Source organism: Candidatus Nitrosacidococcus sp. I8, assembly GCF_945836005.1.
Taxonomy (GTDB): domain Bacteria; phylum Pseudomonadota; class Gammaproteobacteria; order Nitrosococcales; family Nitrosococcaceae; genus Nitrosacidococcus.
Genome location: NZ_OX241534.1, coordinates 1,539,434 through 1,554,721 on the forward strand (window position 1 = coordinate 1,539,434; position 15,288 = coordinate 1,554,721).

At 39.7% G+C, this 15,288-nt stretch carries 17 protein-coding genes; 4 read left to right on the forward strand and 13 right to left on the reverse strand.

Going from position 1 to position 15,288, the window contains the following annotated elements; all coding sequences use genetic code 11:
• Positions 1 to 8: 8 nt before the first annotated feature.
• The 5 genes from OOL07_RS07550 to OOL07_RS07570 all read right to left on the reverse strand — a co-directional run bounded on the left by OOL07_RS07550 (position 9) and on the right by OOL07_RS07570 (position 4,747).
• Positions 9 to 2,201: a RelA/SpoT family protein gene (locus OOL07_RS07550; protein ID WP_489667113.1), complete on the reverse strand. Its 2,193-nt coding sequence runs from the start codon at positions 2,199 to 2,201 to the stop codon at positions 9 to 11.
• Positions 2,195 to 2,455 (reverse strand): DNA-directed RNA polymerase subunit omega, encoded by a 261-nt coding sequence (rpoZ, locus tag OOL07_RS07555; protein WP_264695937.1) that lies wholly within the window; start codon positions 2,453 to 2,455, stop codon positions 2,195 to 2,197. The genes OOL07_RS07550 and rpoZ overlap by 7 nt, the downstream gene beginning before the upstream one ends.
• Positions 2,456 to 2,545: 90 nt before the next feature.
• Positions 2,546 to 3,160: a guanylate kinase gene (gene gmk, locus OOL07_RS07560; protein ID WP_264695939.1), complete on the reverse strand. Its 615-nt coding sequence runs from the start codon at positions 3,158 to 3,160 to the stop codon at positions 2,546 to 2,548.
• A 7-nt stretch (positions 3,161 to 3,167) separates the two neighbouring features.
• On the reverse strand, positions 3,168 to 4,031 hold the full coding sequence (locus OOL07_RS07565; protein WP_264695940.1) for a YicC/YloC family endoribonuclease: 864 nt from the start codon (positions 4,029 to 4,031) through the stop codon (positions 3,168 to 3,170).
• 38 nt (positions 4,032 to 4,069) lie between these two features.
• A complete protein-coding gene (locus OOL07_RS07570; RefSeq protein WP_264695941.1) occupies positions 4,070 to 4,747 on the reverse strand; it encodes a TPR end-of-group domain-containing protein in 678 nt (225 codons plus the stop codon).
• Between the two features lie 154 nt (positions 4,748 to 4,901).
• Between OOL07_RS07570 and OOL07_RS07575 the strand changes: the two genes are divergently transcribed.
• From OOL07_RS07575 to OOL07_RS07590, 4 genes are read left to right on the forward strand one after another with little or no spacing between them, the layout of a single operon-like run.
• Positions 4,902 to 6,248, forward strand: coding sequence for an efflux RND transporter periplasmic adaptor subunit (locus tag OOL07_RS07575; protein ID WP_264695942.1), 1,347 nt, complete (start codon positions 4,902 to 4,904; stop codon positions 6,246 to 6,248).
• Between the two features lies 1 nt (position 6,249).
• Positions 6,250 to 6,945, forward strand: coding sequence for an ABC transporter ATP-binding protein (locus OOL07_RS07580; RefSeq protein WP_264695943.1), 696 nt, complete (start codon positions 6,250 to 6,252; stop codon positions 6,943 to 6,945).
• A 10-nt stretch (positions 6,946 to 6,955) separates the two neighbouring features.
• Positions 6,956 to 8,161, forward strand: coding sequence for an ABC transporter permease (locus OOL07_RS07585; RefSeq protein ID WP_264695944.1), 1,206 nt, complete (start codon positions 6,956 to 6,958; stop codon positions 8,159 to 8,161).
• A gap of 53 nt (positions 8,162 to 8,214) precedes the next feature.
• Complete coding sequence (locus OOL07_RS07590) at positions 8,215 to 8,688, forward strand: hypothetical protein (protein ID WP_264695946.1); 474 nt, start codon at positions 8,215 to 8,217, stop codon at positions 8,686 to 8,688.
• A gap of 12 nt (positions 8,689 to 8,700) precedes the next feature.
• Here the strand turns inward: OOL07_RS07590 and OOL07_RS07595 are convergent, their stop codons facing one another.
• The 8 genes from OOL07_RS07595 to OOL07_RS07635 form a co-directional block, all read right to left on the reverse strand.
• Positions 8,701 to 9,111 (reverse strand): YqaA family protein, encoded by a 411-nt coding sequence (locus OOL07_RS07595; protein ID WP_264695947.1) that lies wholly within the window; start codon positions 9,109 to 9,111, stop codon positions 8,701 to 8,703.
• Between the two features lie 33 nt (positions 9,112 to 9,144).
• Positions 9,145 to 9,609, reverse strand: coding sequence for a pilin (locus tag OOL07_RS07600; protein ID WP_264695949.1), 465 nt, complete (start codon positions 9,607 to 9,609; stop codon positions 9,145 to 9,147).
• A gap of 33 nt (positions 9,610 to 9,642) precedes the next feature.
• A complete protein-coding gene (locus OOL07_RS07605) occupies positions 9,643 to 10,128 on the reverse strand; it encodes a pilin (RefSeq protein WP_319804030.1) in 486 nt (161 codons plus the stop codon).
• Positions 10,129 to 10,133: 5 nt separating this feature from the next.
• Positions 10,134 to 10,298: a type IV pilin protein gene (locus OOL07_RS07615; RefSeq protein WP_319804031.1), complete on the reverse strand. Its 165-nt coding sequence runs from the start codon at positions 10,296 to 10,298 to the stop codon at positions 10,134 to 10,136.
• Between the two features lie 135 nt (positions 10,299 to 10,433).
• Positions 10,434 to 10,901, reverse strand: a complete 468-nt coding sequence (locus OOL07_RS07620; RefSeq protein WP_264695950.1) for a pilin — start codon at positions 10,899 to 10,901, stop codon at positions 10,434 to 10,436.
• A 605-nt stretch (positions 10,902 to 11,506) separates the two neighbouring features.
• On the reverse strand, positions 11,507 to 12,841 hold the full coding sequence (locus OOL07_RS07625) for a sigma-54-dependent transcriptional regulator (protein ID WP_264695951.1): 1,335 nt from the start codon (positions 12,839 to 12,841) through the stop codon (positions 11,507 to 11,509).
• Between the two features lies 1 nt (position 12,842).
• Positions 12,843 to 15,002 carry a two-component system sensor histidine kinase NtrB gene (locus OOL07_RS07630; RefSeq protein WP_264695952.1) on the reverse strand — a complete coding sequence of 720 codons (2,160 nt, stop codon included), beginning with the start codon at positions 15,000 to 15,002 and terminating at the stop codon, positions 12,843 to 12,845.
• Positions 15,003 to 15,050: 48 nt separating this feature from the next.
• Positions 15,051 to 15,284 (reverse strand): PP0621 family protein, encoded by a 234-nt coding sequence (locus OOL07_RS07635; RefSeq protein WP_264695953.1) that lies wholly within the window; start codon positions 15,282 to 15,284, stop codon positions 15,051 to 15,053.
• Positions 15,285 to 15,288: the final 4 nt, after the last annotated feature.

Sequence of the window (15,288 nt, forward strand, 5' to 3'; positions counted from 1 at the left end):
CTACTTCTTTAGTGTTTTGTTCGTATGATACGGACTACCATCTCTAATCTTCGCACACGTCTCATTACTTGGGCAAGTTGATGGCGATTTTGAACCTCAATAGTGAATAAAATACTGCAAATAAGCCCATTTCGGTCCTGAATAATAACATTATCAATGTTAGCAGGAATAGCTGCTGCAACAGTAGCAAGAACACCTCGGCGATTTTCTACATCTACTCTAATTTCAACAGGGAACTCTGCTTGAATGTCTTTTGCCCACTGGACATCAGTCCATCGCTCGTGTTGGCCACGAAAACCAATCAGGTTTTTACATCGCTCTGCATGAATAACAATCCCTCGACCTGCAGTAATAAACCCAAGAATAGAATCACCTGGAATAGGATGGCAACACTTAGCAAAGGTAACAACCATCCCTTCTGTACCCTTTATTTGCAAAGGATGGCGAGAGTAATCTTTGCGACTTTCTTCATTAAATTCTTTCATTTCATCTGAAAGTAACCGGCGAGCAACAAGCAAAGCGGGATGATTACCTAACCCAACAGATTCTAAAAGCTGCTGGATATTTTCTAGATTAAACTCCTTGAGTAAATGATTAACCTGATCTGTTGAAATATTCTCTAAAGAAAGAGAATAGCTATGTAAGTAGCGGTTAAGTAAGCGCTCTCCAAGTTTTATAGATTCTTCTTGTTTCAAATTTTTCAAGTAGTGGCGAATATTGGTTCTTGCTTTTCCAGTGACTACAAAATTAAGCCAAGAAGGACTAGGTTGAGCCGTAGGTGCAGTAATTACTTGTACACTTTGACCATTTTTTAATGGGGTAGAGAGGGGAACTAAATTTCGATCAATTTTTGCTGCAATGCAGTGGTTACCTACATCCGTATGGACAGTATAAGCAAAATCTACAACGGTGGCTCCTTGAGGAAGAATCATAATTTCACCTTTAGGGGTAAATATATAAACTTCATCGGGAAATAAATCGATCTTAATATTTTCAAGGAATTCTAAAGAATCCCCAGTATTTTGCTGTATTTCTAATAAATTCTTAAGCCATTCCCTTGCCCTTTGTTGTGCTCCTACGCTTTTATTTCCATGTTCTCCAGATTCTTTATACAACCAATGAGCAGCAATTCCAGTTTCTGCAATTTGCTTCATTTCTTGCGTGCGAATTTGTATTTCAATAGGCACACCATGGGGTCCAAACAAAACAGTATGTAAGGCTTGGTAACCATTTGCTTTAGGAATAGCAATATAGTCTTTAAATTTTCCAACAACAGGTTTGTATAAACTATGTACGGCACCTAATACTCGATAACAGGCATCTAAAGAATGTACGGTAATACGAAATCCGTATAAATCCATAACCCCTGATAGAGAACAATGCTTTTGCAGCATTTTAAGATAGAGGCTATAGAGCATCTTTTCTCGACCCTCAACATTCCCTCCTAACCCTTCTTGAGATAAGCGATGCATAATTGCATTTTGAATAGTTGAAATTATTTCCCTGTTTTTACCTCGGTTTCGCTTTACTGCTGCCTCTAATACTCGATATCGTAAAGGATAAAGTGCTCGAAACCCTAAATCTTGAAGCTCTCGACGAATATTATGAATACCAAGTCTATTAGCAATAGGGGCATAAATTTCCAAAGTTTCTTTGGCAATACGGTGCCGTCTTTCTCTAGAAAGAGATTCTAGGGTACGCATATTATGAAGCCGATCGGCAAGCTTTAGTAGAATAACTCGAATATCTCGAGTCACTGCAAGCAGCATTTTTCGTATGTTATCTGCCTGAGCATATTCCCGAGAAATTGTATTGATTTGTGCTAATTTACTTACCCCATCTACTAACTCTGCTACTTCTTCGCCAAAACAGCGGGCTAGATCTTGTTTAGAAGCCTCCGTATCTTCTAAAACATCATGTAGTAAGGCAGCCATAATACACTGATGATCAGTGTGCATTTCTGCCATGATATTAGCAACAGCTAAAGGATGGGTAATATAAAGCTCGCCAGAACAACGCTTTTGCTTACCATGTGCCGCTGCGGCGAAATAATAAGCTTCTTTAATTCGATTTAAAGAATCAGAATCTAGATAGTTTCCTGCAGTAGTGCATAATTGGTTAAGCCCAGCAGGAATAGGCTTAGAATTGTAGTGAGTTACTACTAAGAAGGGGTTATTTGTATTTATCTGTGTATTCAGAATTCCCCCTGAACATGCTCCCTTTGCTCATAGGATCTCTCAAGTAGATTCGGAAGTGAGTCTTCATTAAGAATATCTGTATTGATATGACCTTCAGCAATCTCTCGTAAAGCAACCACAGTGGGTTTATCACCATCCAATGATATAGTAGATTCTGCACCATTTGCGAGTTGGCGTGCTCGTTTTACAGCAACCAAAATTAACATAAAACGGTTATCAACATGCTTAATACAATCTTCAACAGTTAAACGTGCCATATAATAAATAATGTTTATGGTTTAATAATTAGCTTCCTTAGATCATTATAGAATGATTTTTCTTATAACGATAAATAATAAAGAAAAAGTTTAGCTTAACAGGTCAATCAGTAACATTTTTAATCGTTCCTCTTGTACTATAGATTCAAGTCTTTGGCTGATAACGATAGATTTAAATGCTTCTAAAGCAAGATCGAACTGATCGTTGACAATTAAGTAATCAAATTCTTTATAGTGGGAAAGCTCTGAGTGAGCAGCTTCCATTCGTTGTTTGATGACTACCTCTGAATCCTGCCCTCTTCCGTGTAATCTTTTATTCAATGCCTCCTTTGAAGGAGGAAGGATAAAAATACCAATCGTATCTGGAAATTTTGCTTGTACTTGCCGTGCCCCTTGCCAGTCAATCTCAAGCAGCACATCTTTGCCTTGGGTTAATTGGTCGTGAATACTTTTATAAGCAGTACCATAATTATGATTAAAGACTTGAGCATGCTCTAGAAAATCTCCCTCGTGTGCCATCTGTTGAAAAGTAGGTTCACTTACAAAATAATAATCCACCCCATCTTGCTCACTAGGACGTGGTGGGCGAGTGGTATGAGAAATAGACAGGCAAAGATTATCTATAGCAGAAGAAATAAGTCCTTTAACCAAGCTAGTTTTTCCTGCACCTGAAGGTGCAGAAATAACAAATAATTTTCCTAGCATCTACAATTTACTCAATATTTTGAATTTGTTCTCGCATCTGTTCGATCAATACTTTTAAATCTACTGCATGCTGGCTGGTTTCTGTATCTGCCGCTTTAGCCGCTAAGGTATTTGCTTCCCTATTTAATTCCTGCATTAAAAAATCTAAACGCCGTCCTACGGGTTTTTTCTGACCAAGAGTTTGTTTAATCTCAACTAAATGGGATTTAAGTCGATCAAGTTCTTCGGTAATATCTGATTTTTGAGCAAAAAGCACGATTTCCTGCTCTAGCCGACCTTGCTCTAAACTAGTTAAAATAGATTCTAATTTATTTTGTAGCCGTTCTTTAAATAAACGAACTACTTCGGGAAGGCGGGCATATATTTGTCCTATAATAGTTTCAATCTCCTCACAGCGTTGGAGAATAAATACTTGTAGTCTCTTTCCTTCACTTGCTCTGGCTACTAAGATTTCATCAAGTACTTTTTCTAACCCAGCTAAGGATTCTGATTTAAGAGCTTCGGTATCAATGGTAGGAGATTTTAGTACTCCTGGCCAACGTAAAACCTCTAGGCTATTAATAGGAGCAGAATTATATAACAGGGTATTTACTTGGGCGCTTAGCTCAACTAAAGTTTTAGCTAAGGGTTTATCTAAAGAAAATTGACTTTGTTCTGTATTAAATAAAGTATAGCGAAAGGCACAATCTATCTTACCCCGGTTAAGTACTTGAGAAATCTGAGCCCGAATCTGAGCTTCAATCCCACGTAGCTCTTCTGGCAACCGAAGGCTAACTTCTAAATATCGGTGATTAACTGATCTCATCTCCCACACAAAAGTGCCTAAAGTGCCTTGGGTCTCTTGACGAGCAAAAGCAGTCATACTGTACATAGGGCTGGCTATCCTCAAAGTGACTAATATTTAAAAAACTAATTACGCTTTAATAGTCGTTGCCACCAAGATTTTTTGGCTGGCTCTTGGGCTTTATTTTGAGATTCTATTTCAGCACATTGTTTTATAAACGCTTCAAACCAAGGCTCTTTGCGAATATTATCCAAATCCCGATCCATTTTTAAGTGGACCACAGGAGGAAGCATATTAATTTCCTTTGCTCTTTCTAAATATCTTTTACAGTTTAGTCCTTCATTTCGTAAACTATAAATACAGGCTAAATTATAAGTACCAATATCAAGGGTAATTGCTTCGGCAGCATTGATTTTCTCTTGTGCTGTGTGTAACAGAGTTGCTGCACTTTTATCTGAACTCTCTTTAGCCTGACCAATAAGGGCAGCAGCCCAATCATTCATAATTTTGGCATTTTCTGGATCGAGTTTAAGGGCAGTTTCAAATTTATTGCCAGACGCTTTACATAAATCCTTTGCGGTTTTTCCATCTTTATATTGAGAAGCTTGTTCATAGAGTACCGATCCCCAATAATGAAAGAGTTTTGGATTTTCTGGATCTAGCAGTGCTGCAGAAGATAAACGACGATATACTGCTTCAAATAGACCATCTACTTTATTATAATCTGCTTTTCTAACCCGATCTCCTTGATATCTTCCCAAATGGAATAAAGCACGAGCCAACCACTTTTTAAACTTCTTCATTACCTTCCTATCCCTTTAGCCATTAAATAATTGCTATTTTAGCGAATAATCCTAAATTCTGCCCTACTTCTAAGTAATCAAGGAAAAGAGTTAAAATACCCTTCAAAATCTAGCCTATTTTTAATATAAAACCTATTTTTGTCTATCCCATACTATGGAATCTATTTCCTTGTCCTCACCTAGTACTAAAAAATATAATGGTATTAAATCTCATTTTTATCTTGAGAATTCCATAGATATAGATCAATTACTAACACAAGAGGTAGAGCTAGAAAAACAAAAGCGGAGGAAATTATGGCTAAGTTTAATACTCCTATTGAGTATCGGAATCAGCTGGATGATATATAAGACTTACCATACTAGTACCTCACTTTCTTTTAAGACTTCATCTATCCAAACAGGTAATTTAACCATTGTAGTGACTGCTACGGGTACTTTACAACCAGTCAATCAAGTGGATGTAGGCAGTGAGCTCTCTGGAATTGTAGATTCAGTGTTAGTCGATTACAACGATCAGGTCACCAAAGGGCAAGTACTAGCTCAAGTAAATATCGATCGGTTAAAAACCCAAGAAATGCAAGCAAAAGCTTCCTTAAATGCAGCCAAGGCAAGTTTAAAAGAAGCCCAAGCTACCGTACTAGAAACCCAACTTAGATTTCAGCGTTGTGGTCAATTGGCAAAACGCCAACTCTGCTCCCAAGAAGAATTGGATACGGATCGAGCTGCCTATGTCCGAGCCCAAGCTTTAGAAATGAGTGCAAAAGCACAAATTGCTATGGCAGAGGCCACCCTGAGCACAGAGCAAACAGATATTGAGAAAAGTACTATTCGAGCACCTATTGATGGGATTATATTGACTCGATCGGTAGAACCGGGGCAAACGGTAGCTGCTTCCTTTGAAACCCCAGTACTTTTTACCTTAGCAGAAAATCTTAGCCAAATGACACTCTATGTTAATGTGGATGAAGCAGATATTGGTCAAATACAAGTAGGACAAAAGGCTCATTTTACGGTAGATGCCTATCCAGATCGGCAGTTTCTCGCTCAAATTATCCAAGTCCGTTACGGCGCTTTAGAAGTAGACGGAGTGATTACTTACGAAACCTTACTAAAAGTAGACAATCAGGATTTAGCCCTTCGACCAGGAATGACCGCTACTGCAGATATTATTGTCAATGAAATTGATCATGCCTTGTTGATTCCTAACAAGGCCTTACGATTTATACCTCCAGAAAAAAATAAAACGACTCAACCTACCCCCAAAAGAGGATTAGTTGGGATGTTGTTCCCAGGACCTCGTCCTAGCCCACCTAAAAAATCTCCAGATCAAACTAAGAACAATAAAAAATCCCAACACATTTGGATACTTAAAGAGGGGCAACCTACCCCTGTTTCGATAGTTTTAGGAGCAAGCGATGGGGTTCATACCCAAATGTTAACAGGAGATTTGACTGCTGGAATGGAAGTCATTTTAGATACGGTAGAAAAAAACCCATCCTAAGATGGAAAATTTACCCATTATTGCCTTACAAAATATAAAAAAAATTTATGGTACAGGTAGTGCTGCCATGGAAGCTCTAAAGGGAATTAATGTGCACATTGCCTCCGGAGACTTTGTCGCCGTCATGGGTCATAGTGGTTCAGGTAAATCCACCTGCCTTAATATCTTAGGCTGTCTGGATACCCCAACATCAGGAAACTATCTTTTTAAAGGGGTCAATGTGGCTAACCTATCCCGCAATCAACGGGCATGGATTAGACGGCATTATTTAGGGTTTGTGTTCCAAGGATTTAATTTACTCAATCGAACTTCTGCCTTAGAAAATGTAGAACTCCCCTTGATTTATCGAGGTTTTTCTGCCACCCAACGCCATCACCAAGGTAAAGCAGCGTTGGCAACCGTTGGTTTATCTGGTTGGGAAACCCATACGCCGGGAGCCCTCTCCGGAGGGCAACAACAACGGGTAGCTATTGCCAGAGCCATTGTCACCCAGCCTCAAGTATTATTTGCCGATGAACCCACGGGAAATTTAGACACGGCACGGAGCCATGAAATTATGGGGTTACTTACAGAATTAAACCAAACTCAAGGGATTACCATTGTGATGGTGACCCATGAGGAAGAAACTGCTGCCTATGCCAAACGGATTATCCATTTTATTGATGGGCAAATCGCTCAAGATGAGCAGAAAAAATAGAATCTAAACCATGTGGTTAAACGCACTATTGCTGGCTTGGCGAGAAATTCGCCGTAATTTAATGCGATCTTTTCTGACGATTTTAGGGATTATTATTGGCGTGGCCTCTGTCATTACCATGGTGACCTTAGGGAGTGGTGCTACCTTAAAAATTACTAATCAAATTGCTAGCTTAGGGAGTAATTTATTAATTCTACGCCCTGGGCAACGCCGTCATACCAGTAACGCCACGGTTGCCCCTGCCTTTAGCCTTCGAGATCAAGCAGCCCTAGCCAGAGAAATGGATTCTATCCGTGCCATGAGTGGATCTGCCTCCGATGCCATGATTGCTATTTACGGCAATCATAACTGGGCAACCACCATTAATGGGATAGATGAGACTTATTTTACGGTACGAAATTGGCACCTTATCTCTGGGCGTAATTTTTTGGAAAGCGAATTCCACGGCGGTAAGGGGGTCTGTATTTTAGGAGCAACTGTACAAAGTCAACTCTTTGACGATCAGGATTCCTTAGGGAAATATATTCGACTTAAAAAACTCTCTTGCCAAGTCATCGGCCTATTAGAGGCCAAGGGACAAACTATGATGGGCATGGATCAAGATGACACCATTTTAATTCCTTTGCGTACTTTTCAACGGCGCATTATTGGCAATCAAGATATAGGAATCATTCAAATTTCCTTACAAAATGGAGCCTCAGAACAAAAAGCAAAGGATGAAATTACCCAAATCATGCGTAAACGCCGTCATATTTCCCCTTCGGATCGGGAAGATTTTTCCGTGCTAGACATGAAAGAGATTACCCAAATGCTCACTGGCACCACCCAAGTGATGACTACCCTACTCGGAGCAGTGGCCGCAGTGAGTTTGCTAGTAGGTGGGATTGGGATTATGAATATCATGCTGGTTTCAGTGACAGAGCGTACCCGAGAAATTGGGATTAGACTGGCTATTGGCGCCCTAGAGCGGGAAGTACTACTTCAATTTCTAGTAGAAGCAGTGGTTCTTTCTTCTTTAGGGGGATTCATTGGGGTAGGACTGGCCTTGATCACTTCCCTAGGATTAAGCACCCTGTTACAAATTCCCTTTATTTTAAAGCCCGGGATTATACTCATTGCTTTTTTATTTTCCAGTGGGGTAGGCGTTGTATTTGGTTATTTCCCTGCTCGAAAAGCTGCCATGCTCGATCCCATGGAAGCCCTTCGCCATGAATAAAATCTTGCTATACTGGTGGGTATTATGGTTTTTAACTTAAAACATAAACATCTATGAACAGAAAAGCTATAAAATACCTAAAATACCTACTGATTTATCTCCCCTTGATTGCCTTATTTGGATATGAATTTAAATCCATCATTATTGATCGGGGTAAAGTGATTCTACCTGATGGCAGTAAAGTCCTTCCTGCCGAGTTAAAGACAGAAAAAGTCCTTCATGCTATTGCCGAGGAAATGAACAAAATGCTCCCTCGAGTGGTAGATCAGGACACCAAACTGACCTTGGTAGAAGCTAAAGAGGGGGAGCTGATTTATGATTACGATAAAATTAACAAAAATGCCGATGAATTTAATTCTCATGAATTTATTGACCTGATGAAGCCTAAAGCCATTGATCTAGCCTGCCACAGTTATGATCTAGAAGCCTATTTAGGTCACGGGGTTAATCTCCACTATATGTTTTATGGCAAAGATCATAAATTGATTGGGGGCGTGCTGGTTAGCCAATTAGATTGTAGTCTTTAAATTAACGCTAAATCAGGCAAGGGCTTGCCAGAGAAAAACATAGCGAATCCCCTTCCCTAATGCCATGAAGAAAAACGCCGGCCAGGGGTTAATTTTTAACCAGCCGGCCACCAAACATAAAGGATCGCCTATCACTGGCAACCAAGCCCCTAGTAATGCCACTGATCCATAGCGTTGAATCCAAGCTATTGCCTTTTGATGTGCCGCTTGGGCAATTTGCCCTTGGGGGATTTTTTGCTCAAGCCACCAACCCATGAGAAACGTCACCATACCCCCTAAAGTATTTCCCACAGTAGCCACCCCAATGAGCATTTGAGGAGAATAACTGGGATGGAGAATTAGCCAAGCAAAAACCCCCTCCGATCCCCCGGGAAGTAAGGTAGCCCCTAAAAAACCACTTAAGAATAACCCCCACAGAGTCATGGCTGATGTAAATGAAAGAGCAAGAAGCGCTCCTTATCGTTGTGAAGGACTATTGAGGGTATTGCATCCTCTAGGGGTATATTTTGCATCTCCCATAAAGGCACAAGTCCAATTATTGTTTTGAGTTTTATAGAGGGTGAGAATCTGATTGGTAAGGGCTGAGGCAGCATGGTTACCAAACTGGGCAGTAATAGATCCAGCCGCACTATTAACGTCAATCAAAGGTTTTCCTGCACCCCCTGACACTTGACCATTGGCATTAATATTAGCCAGCAAATCAGAGTTGCCTACCGGATTTTCGCAAGCATCTCCTAGTTGATTTCTCGCAAGACATTCTGCCACTACTATTTTTAATCCACTGATCTGGCTAAAAATACTCATTACTTGAGCCTTAATCATATAATCCTGGTATTGGGGAAGTGCGACTGCGATGAGTATCCCCACTATTCCCACGCCTATCATGATTTCAAGCAGGCTAAATCCTAAGCTAGGCTTCATACTTATTTAGTTTAGGTAAGATAAATTTTATACTTATTCCATTGCCGCAGCTGAGCAACTGATGGGGGCATATTGGGCATTTCCACTAAAAGTGCAGGTCCAGCGACCATTGCTATTTCGATCTAAGCTCACCGCACTACTGTTTAATACTCCAGTAGCATTTCCCCCTAAGGTGGCACTAATATTAGCAGTGAAGTTAGAATTAATGGTGATGGTAGGAGCGCCTTCTCCAGCAGGTAAATCAGGAATCCCATTACCATTGCCCACTAGAATATTCGATCCTTGAAAGCTATTTTGGCACGCCGTACCTACCGCTACTGTGGTGTACTGATGTTCAATGCACATCTCCACAATAGGGGTGAGGCTTTTGGCTTCGGTGACGGCACGAATTACTTCGCTCTGTGCCACATAGGTTTGATATTGGGGAATGGCAATCCCAGTGAGAATCCCCACAATCGCAACCCCCATCATAATTTCCATTAAGGAAAAGCCCGAGTTATGCTTTTGGATGGTCATCATTATGGTTAATTTAGGTAATTATCATCGATAGGGATGGTTTGGAGATTTTTTATCCTATCTAGATAAGGCTGAAATTGAGGTACCGCAATGCCTGTGAGCACACCTACAATAGCAACTACCGTCATTAACTCAATTAAGGAAAAGCCTGAGTTAGTCTTTCTAATAGTCATAATAAAGTAAAATAGATGGTTAAATATTTGTCATTCTATTAAGAGTTTAGAGATTCTCACCCTCACCTATACCAGTAAGGGTGAGTTGTGGTGTTTAAAAGTGAGTACTATAAGATTATAACCAGCGGCAGTTTATTAACTACTACCAGAACAGCTAGTGGGCGTATATTGGGCGGTAATTGTAGTACCATCAGGGGCACAAGTCCAGATTCCACTGATAGTTCTAGTCAGCTTGATAGAGCCTCCCGTAATAGCCGCTGATGCATGACTACCCAGTGTTGCGGTAATGGTTGCAGCTCCTCCCGTCTCGAGAGCTACTTGAGGAACACCTGTACTGCTAGGAAGGGTTATATTCGCATTTTGAGATGTTCCCGTTAGGATACCTGATCCTGTAGCGGTAGAATTTGCAATACACTCAGCATTTCCAATTCCATTGTTTACGCAATCCTCTACTAGCATCTTTAATGCACTGGCTTCGGAAATCGCACGGGTGACTTGTGCTTTGGCAATATAAATTTGATATTGAGGAATCGCTACTGCGGAGAGTATTCCTACGATAGCAACGGTGATCATTAGTTCAATTAAAGAAAAACCTTGATTCATTATTCTTTTTCTCCCTAGTAAAAAAGTAAATGATAAGTTGTATGTTGATAATTTAGGTCACCTAATATTTTAAATGACTTTAAAAATAAAGGATATTTAATTTTATTTCTAAATTTATTAAAAAATAAATTTTTTTAAAACAAAGAAATAAATATTATTGATATAGCAGTTTATCCTGTAGCTAGATAAAAGCAATTTATATGCCATATAAAGTCATATTTTTACTTTATATAGCTAATCAAAGGATTATATTAGTATACATAAGTGACAAAATTTATTAAATTCTATTTATCCTAAGTAGGATATGACATTTTATGTCACTTATATGACCTAAATCATCATAATTTTAATAAATTACCCCATCTTTAGAAAAAATTGGAATAAATCAGGTGGTTATTATTGAGATAATTCTCCATTAATTAGGGATAAACATAGTTAATTTAAACTAAAAAATTAAGAGTATTTAATTAAATTGACAAAAATTGTCATTTTTAACAAAAATCTAATGCAATGATAGAAGGGTGCTGAAATATTTATAGAGGTATAGTGACAATTTTTGTCACTATACCTCTATGGGTGGATAGAAAAGTACTGTTGTAAGGAAATTATTCTAGATTAAGTTTTTTGAGTCGATAGCGAAGGGCACGAAATGTAATTCCTAATAGCCTTGCCGCTGCCGTTTTGTTATAACCCGTTTGCTCTAATGCTCGTAAAATCGCTTGTTTTTCTAGATCTTCAAGGTGACGTTCTAGGGAAGCCTCCCCTAGAGAATGGAGTTTATCTGGCCAGTTGGTATCTTTAGGCAGGTGTAAATTTCTAGAATCGATAATTCCTCCTTCATGGAGTACTAAAGCACGTTCTAGGATATTTTCCAGCTCTCGTACGTTACCGGGAAAGGGATAGCTTTGAAGTTTCTCAAGTGCACTGGGGGTAATTTGAGGGCACGCATGATTACCTCGCAAAGCAAGTTGGGTAAGAATATGCTTGGCTAAAATGGGAATATCCTTGGCCCGCTCTCTTAAAGGAGGCACTTGAAGCTCGACAATATTGAGCCGATAGAATAAATCTTGGCGAAATTTCCCTTCACCCACTAGTTGGGAGAGATCTTGATGGGTAGCACATAAAATCCGTACATCTACCGGCACCTCTCTTTGGCTACCAATGGGACGAACTGCCCGCTCTTGAATGGCACGAAGAAGTTTGACTTGCATTTGTAAGGGTAAATCTGCCACTTCATCTAAAAATAAAGTGCCTTCTTGAGCGGCTTGAAAAAGCCCTTCTTTATCTCGAGAGGCTCCGGTGAAACTTCCTTTTTCATGACCAAAGAATTCGCTTTCCATTAGACTCTCTGGAATAGCACCACAATTGACGGGCACAAAAGGACCCGATGCTCTAGGTCCTTGGCGGTGAATCAAGCGAGCTACTAATTCTTTGCCGGTACCCGATTCTCCACTGATATAGACAGGGGCTTGGCTACAGGCAAGCTTAGTAATTTTACTCCGTACTGCCTCCATGGTGGAGGATTCCCCAAGGAGCTGGTAACCGCCCTTCGCTTTTTGTAAGGGGGCAGAGGGCATTTTTAATGCCATTTTCACTAGACTGCGTAGAGATTTTACATCCAAAGGTTTAGAGATAAAATCAAAGGCACCTGATTTTAAAGCCTCTACCGCAGTCTCTACACTACCATAGGCAGTAATTACCGCTACAGGTATTTGGGGGTAGTCTTGATTAATGAGCTTAACTAAATCTAATCCGCTACCATCGGGTAGACGCATATCGGTTAAGCATAGGTTAAAGGGGTTTGCCCTAAGTTGGTCACTGGCTTCAGTGAAATTTACTGCTTTCTGGCAATTAATCTTCATCCCCATTAAGGTTAAATCGAGAAGCTCCAAAATATCAGGTTCATCGTCAACAACGAGTACGACTGGTGATTTGTTCATTTTATTTATTCTCTAATTTAGGTGCGGGAAAACAGATATGAAAGCAGGTACCACTTTCAGGAGGGTTTGGGCAATGCTCTAATATTGCACCATTGTTTTCTGCCAGCGCTCGAGCAAGATATAACCCCAATCCAGTACCATTAGTAGAGGTAAAGGGCTCAAAAAGATGATCCTTAATCTTTTTAGGAATACCGGGACCTGAATCAATAATTTCTACCATAACAGGATAAGGTCCTGTTTTCATGCACACAACAATTTTAAAATAAGGTGGTTGATCTATTTTTTTTCCATAATGCCACGCATTATCGCAAAGATTCCAAATGATTTGATGAAATTGAGAAGGATTAGCTTTGATAGCAATGGTATCGGATTCGATTTCTAGGCAGACGTGAGTCTCATCAGTTTGTTTGCTAATATAAAATTCCTCTAAAAAACGAGTAAACCAAGGTTTTAGGGTAATTTTTTCTACAATCCCTGGATCCTTACGGCTGAGTTGTAGTACATTTTTAACAATTTCATTGATTCGGTTACTGTTAGTCAGAATGATATCTAATAGTCTTTGATTGCCTTTATCTAACTCAAGGGTTTCTTCAAGCAATTGACCTGCATGGCTAATGGCACCTAAGGGATTTCGAATTTCATGGGCAATACTTGCGGTGAGTCGCCCTAGAGACGCTAGCTTTAATTGTTGGGCTTGTTGGCGTAAGTAGGAATAATTTTCTAGAAAAATAAGGGTACTTTCCGTGCCCATTAAACGGGTAAATTTAGGCTGTAACTCAGGTAATTCTGGGGTAATATACAGTATGTCTCGGCAAGCGCTAGCAGGGTTATTTTGCCAATTTTCCACGGCTTGAGCCAGTACAGGTATGGTCCGGATATTTAATGTATTCTGGTTGTTTTGGCTAAGCCCTAAAAAATCTCTGCCTTTTTGATTGATTATCTGGATTTTACCATTGTCTCCAACCACAAGCGCCCCATCTTGTAGGTGCTGAAAAATATAGTCTTTGAGTTGATTTAATTGCTCTAAATCCTGTCCTCTACGAGCAGCTAAAAGCTCACTGGAGCGTACTCGTGCGGTGAGTACTTGCGCCAGTAGTGCCGTGGTAAATAGAGAAATACCTAACAACCCTACTTGGGTATAGCTACCTACCTCAAGATCATCTTCAAAAAAATAGACATAGGAGTGTTCTAACAATAGAGCTAGCACAGCCAATGCTGCAAGCCCACTTGCAGTGGTACTTAAAGTCATGATACCCCCTGCGGCTACCGCTACAATGAGCAGCATACCTAAGCCACTGTTAATTCCCCCGCTGGTATGCATCAAAAGCACAATTATATTAATATCTATACTTAACTGTAGCCAAGTTTGGGTATTGAATTTTCCTATTTTAGTTAGGGTAGTCCCAATAAAAACGACACTTAAGAGGCAATAGGTAGCACTTATGATTGAGAAAAGATAGGGGTCATGATCCCCTAGAAGATTAGGGTGGGCTCCTGTAAATGCGATTCCTACCAGAAGGGTAGCGAGCATGAGTCGATAAATGCCAAATACCGTCAGTGGTCCCCAAGCTTGATGGTTCTCGCTTTTACTCGATATATATTTTGGGGAGGCTAGCTCTTGGCTCATTCGAATATGTTGGGCAAGTACTTGAGAAAGTAAAGCAGTAGAAAATAGGGCAATACCCAGTAAACCTGCTTGAGTATAGGTACCTTGAAATGACTGTTCAGATAAAAAACCATAGGAATGTTCAAATAGTAATGCTAATACAGCAAAAGCTGCTAATCCGCTAGAATGACGACCTAGGGTTAAAATACCTCCAGCAGCTACAATAACCACCAAAAGTACTCCTAACCCACTGCCAATTCCCCCACTAGCATAAGTAAATAGAGAAACAACAACAATGTCTGTACCTAGCTGTAACCAAACTTGATTATTAAAATCACCAAATTTAAATAGGGTTGCTAAAATAAAAATGATTGCACTACATTCATAGGCAATACTGGCTCGCAAAAATAATATGGGATAATTTTGTCCTAAAGATCCAATGCCTATTAGTGCTACCCCTAACATAAGAGAGGCAACAATAAGGCGGTAAATGCTGAATACAGAGAGTAGATCCCAAGGATTTTTGCCAAAGATTTCGCTTTGTATCTCTTTCATAGTGGTGATGTACTAAAGTGATAAGATAGTTAAAAAACATTTTTATTATTAATTTATTATAGAATCCTGATGTGCTTTGGAGCAAAAATAGCGACCATTGGCTTTAATCGCTTCTTGCTCTGGTAAAAATACATGGCAATAAGCACAGCGCACCATAGCGTGCTCCGAGCTTTTTTTCTTTTTCTGATCCTGTTTTTTGGGGCTCCTTGATACGCCAGATAAATAATTTCTAGTAGCTAAGTAAACTAAAATAAAGAGTATACTAAATAATAACAAACGCATTATT

Bases quoted from the DNA above. Each gene is read 5' to 3' on its own strand.
- OOL07_RS07575 (WP_264695942.1), top strand. From the start codon at position 4,902: ATGGAATCTATTTCCTTGTCCTCACCTAGTACTAAAAAATATAATGGT.
- rpoZ (WP_264695937.1), bottom strand. From the start codon at position 2,455: ATGGCACGTTTAACTGTTGAAGATTGTATTAAGCATGTTGATAACCGT.
- OOL07_RS07590 (WP_264695946.1), top strand. From the start codon at position 8,215: ATGAACAGAAAAGCTATAAAATACCTAAAATACCTACTGATTTATCTC.
- OOL07_RS07620 (WP_264695950.1), bottom strand. From the start codon at position 10,901: ATGAATCAAGGTTTTTCTTTAATTGAACTAATGATCACCGTTGCTATC.
- OOL07_RS07630 (WP_264695952.1), bottom strand. From the start codon at position 15,002: ATGAAAGAGATACAAAGCGAAATCTTTGGCAAAAATCCTTGGGATCTA.
- OOL07_RS07580 (WP_264695943.1), top strand. From the start codon at position 6,250: ATGGAAAATTTACCCATTATTGCCTTACAAAATATAAAAAAAATTTAT.
- gmk (WP_264695939.1), bottom strand. From the start codon at position 3,160: ATGCTAGGAAAATTATTTGTTATTTCTGCACCTTCAGGTGCAGGAAAA.
- OOL07_RS07615 (WP_319804031.1), bottom strand. From the start codon at position 10,298: ATGACTATTAGAAAGACTAACTCAGGCTTTTCCTTAATTGAGTTAATG.
- OOL07_RS07600 (WP_264695949.1), bottom strand. From the start codon at position 9,609: ATGAAGCCTAGCTTAGGATTTAGCCTGCTTGAAATCATGATAGGCGTG.
- OOL07_RS07585 (WP_264695944.1), top strand. From the start codon at position 6,956: ATGTGGTTAAACGCACTATTGCTGGCTTGGCGAGAAATTCGCCGTAAT.
- OOL07_RS07565 (WP_264695940.1), bottom strand. From the start codon at position 4,031: ATGTACAGTATGACTGCTTTTGCTCGTCAAGAGACCCAAGGCACTTTA.
- OOL07_RS07635 (WP_264695953.1), bottom strand. From the start codon at position 15,284: ATGCGTTTGTTATTATTTAGTATACTCTTTATTTTAGTTTACTTAGCT.
- OOL07_RS07625 (WP_264695951.1), bottom strand. From the start codon at position 12,841: ATGAACAAATCACCAGTCGTACTCGTTGTTGACGATGAACCTGATATT.
- OOL07_RS07595 (WP_264695947.1), bottom strand. From the start codon at position 9,111: ATGACTCTGTGGGGGTTATTCTTAAGTGGTTTTTTAGGGGCTACCTTA.
- OOL07_RS07570 (WP_264695941.1), bottom strand. From the start codon at position 4,747: ATGAAGAAGTTTAAAAAGTGGTTGGCTCGTGCTTTATTCCATTTGGGA.
- OOL07_RS07605 (WP_319804030.1), bottom strand. From the start codon at position 10,128: ATGATGACCATCCAAAAGCATAACTCGGGCTTTTCCTTAATGGAAATT.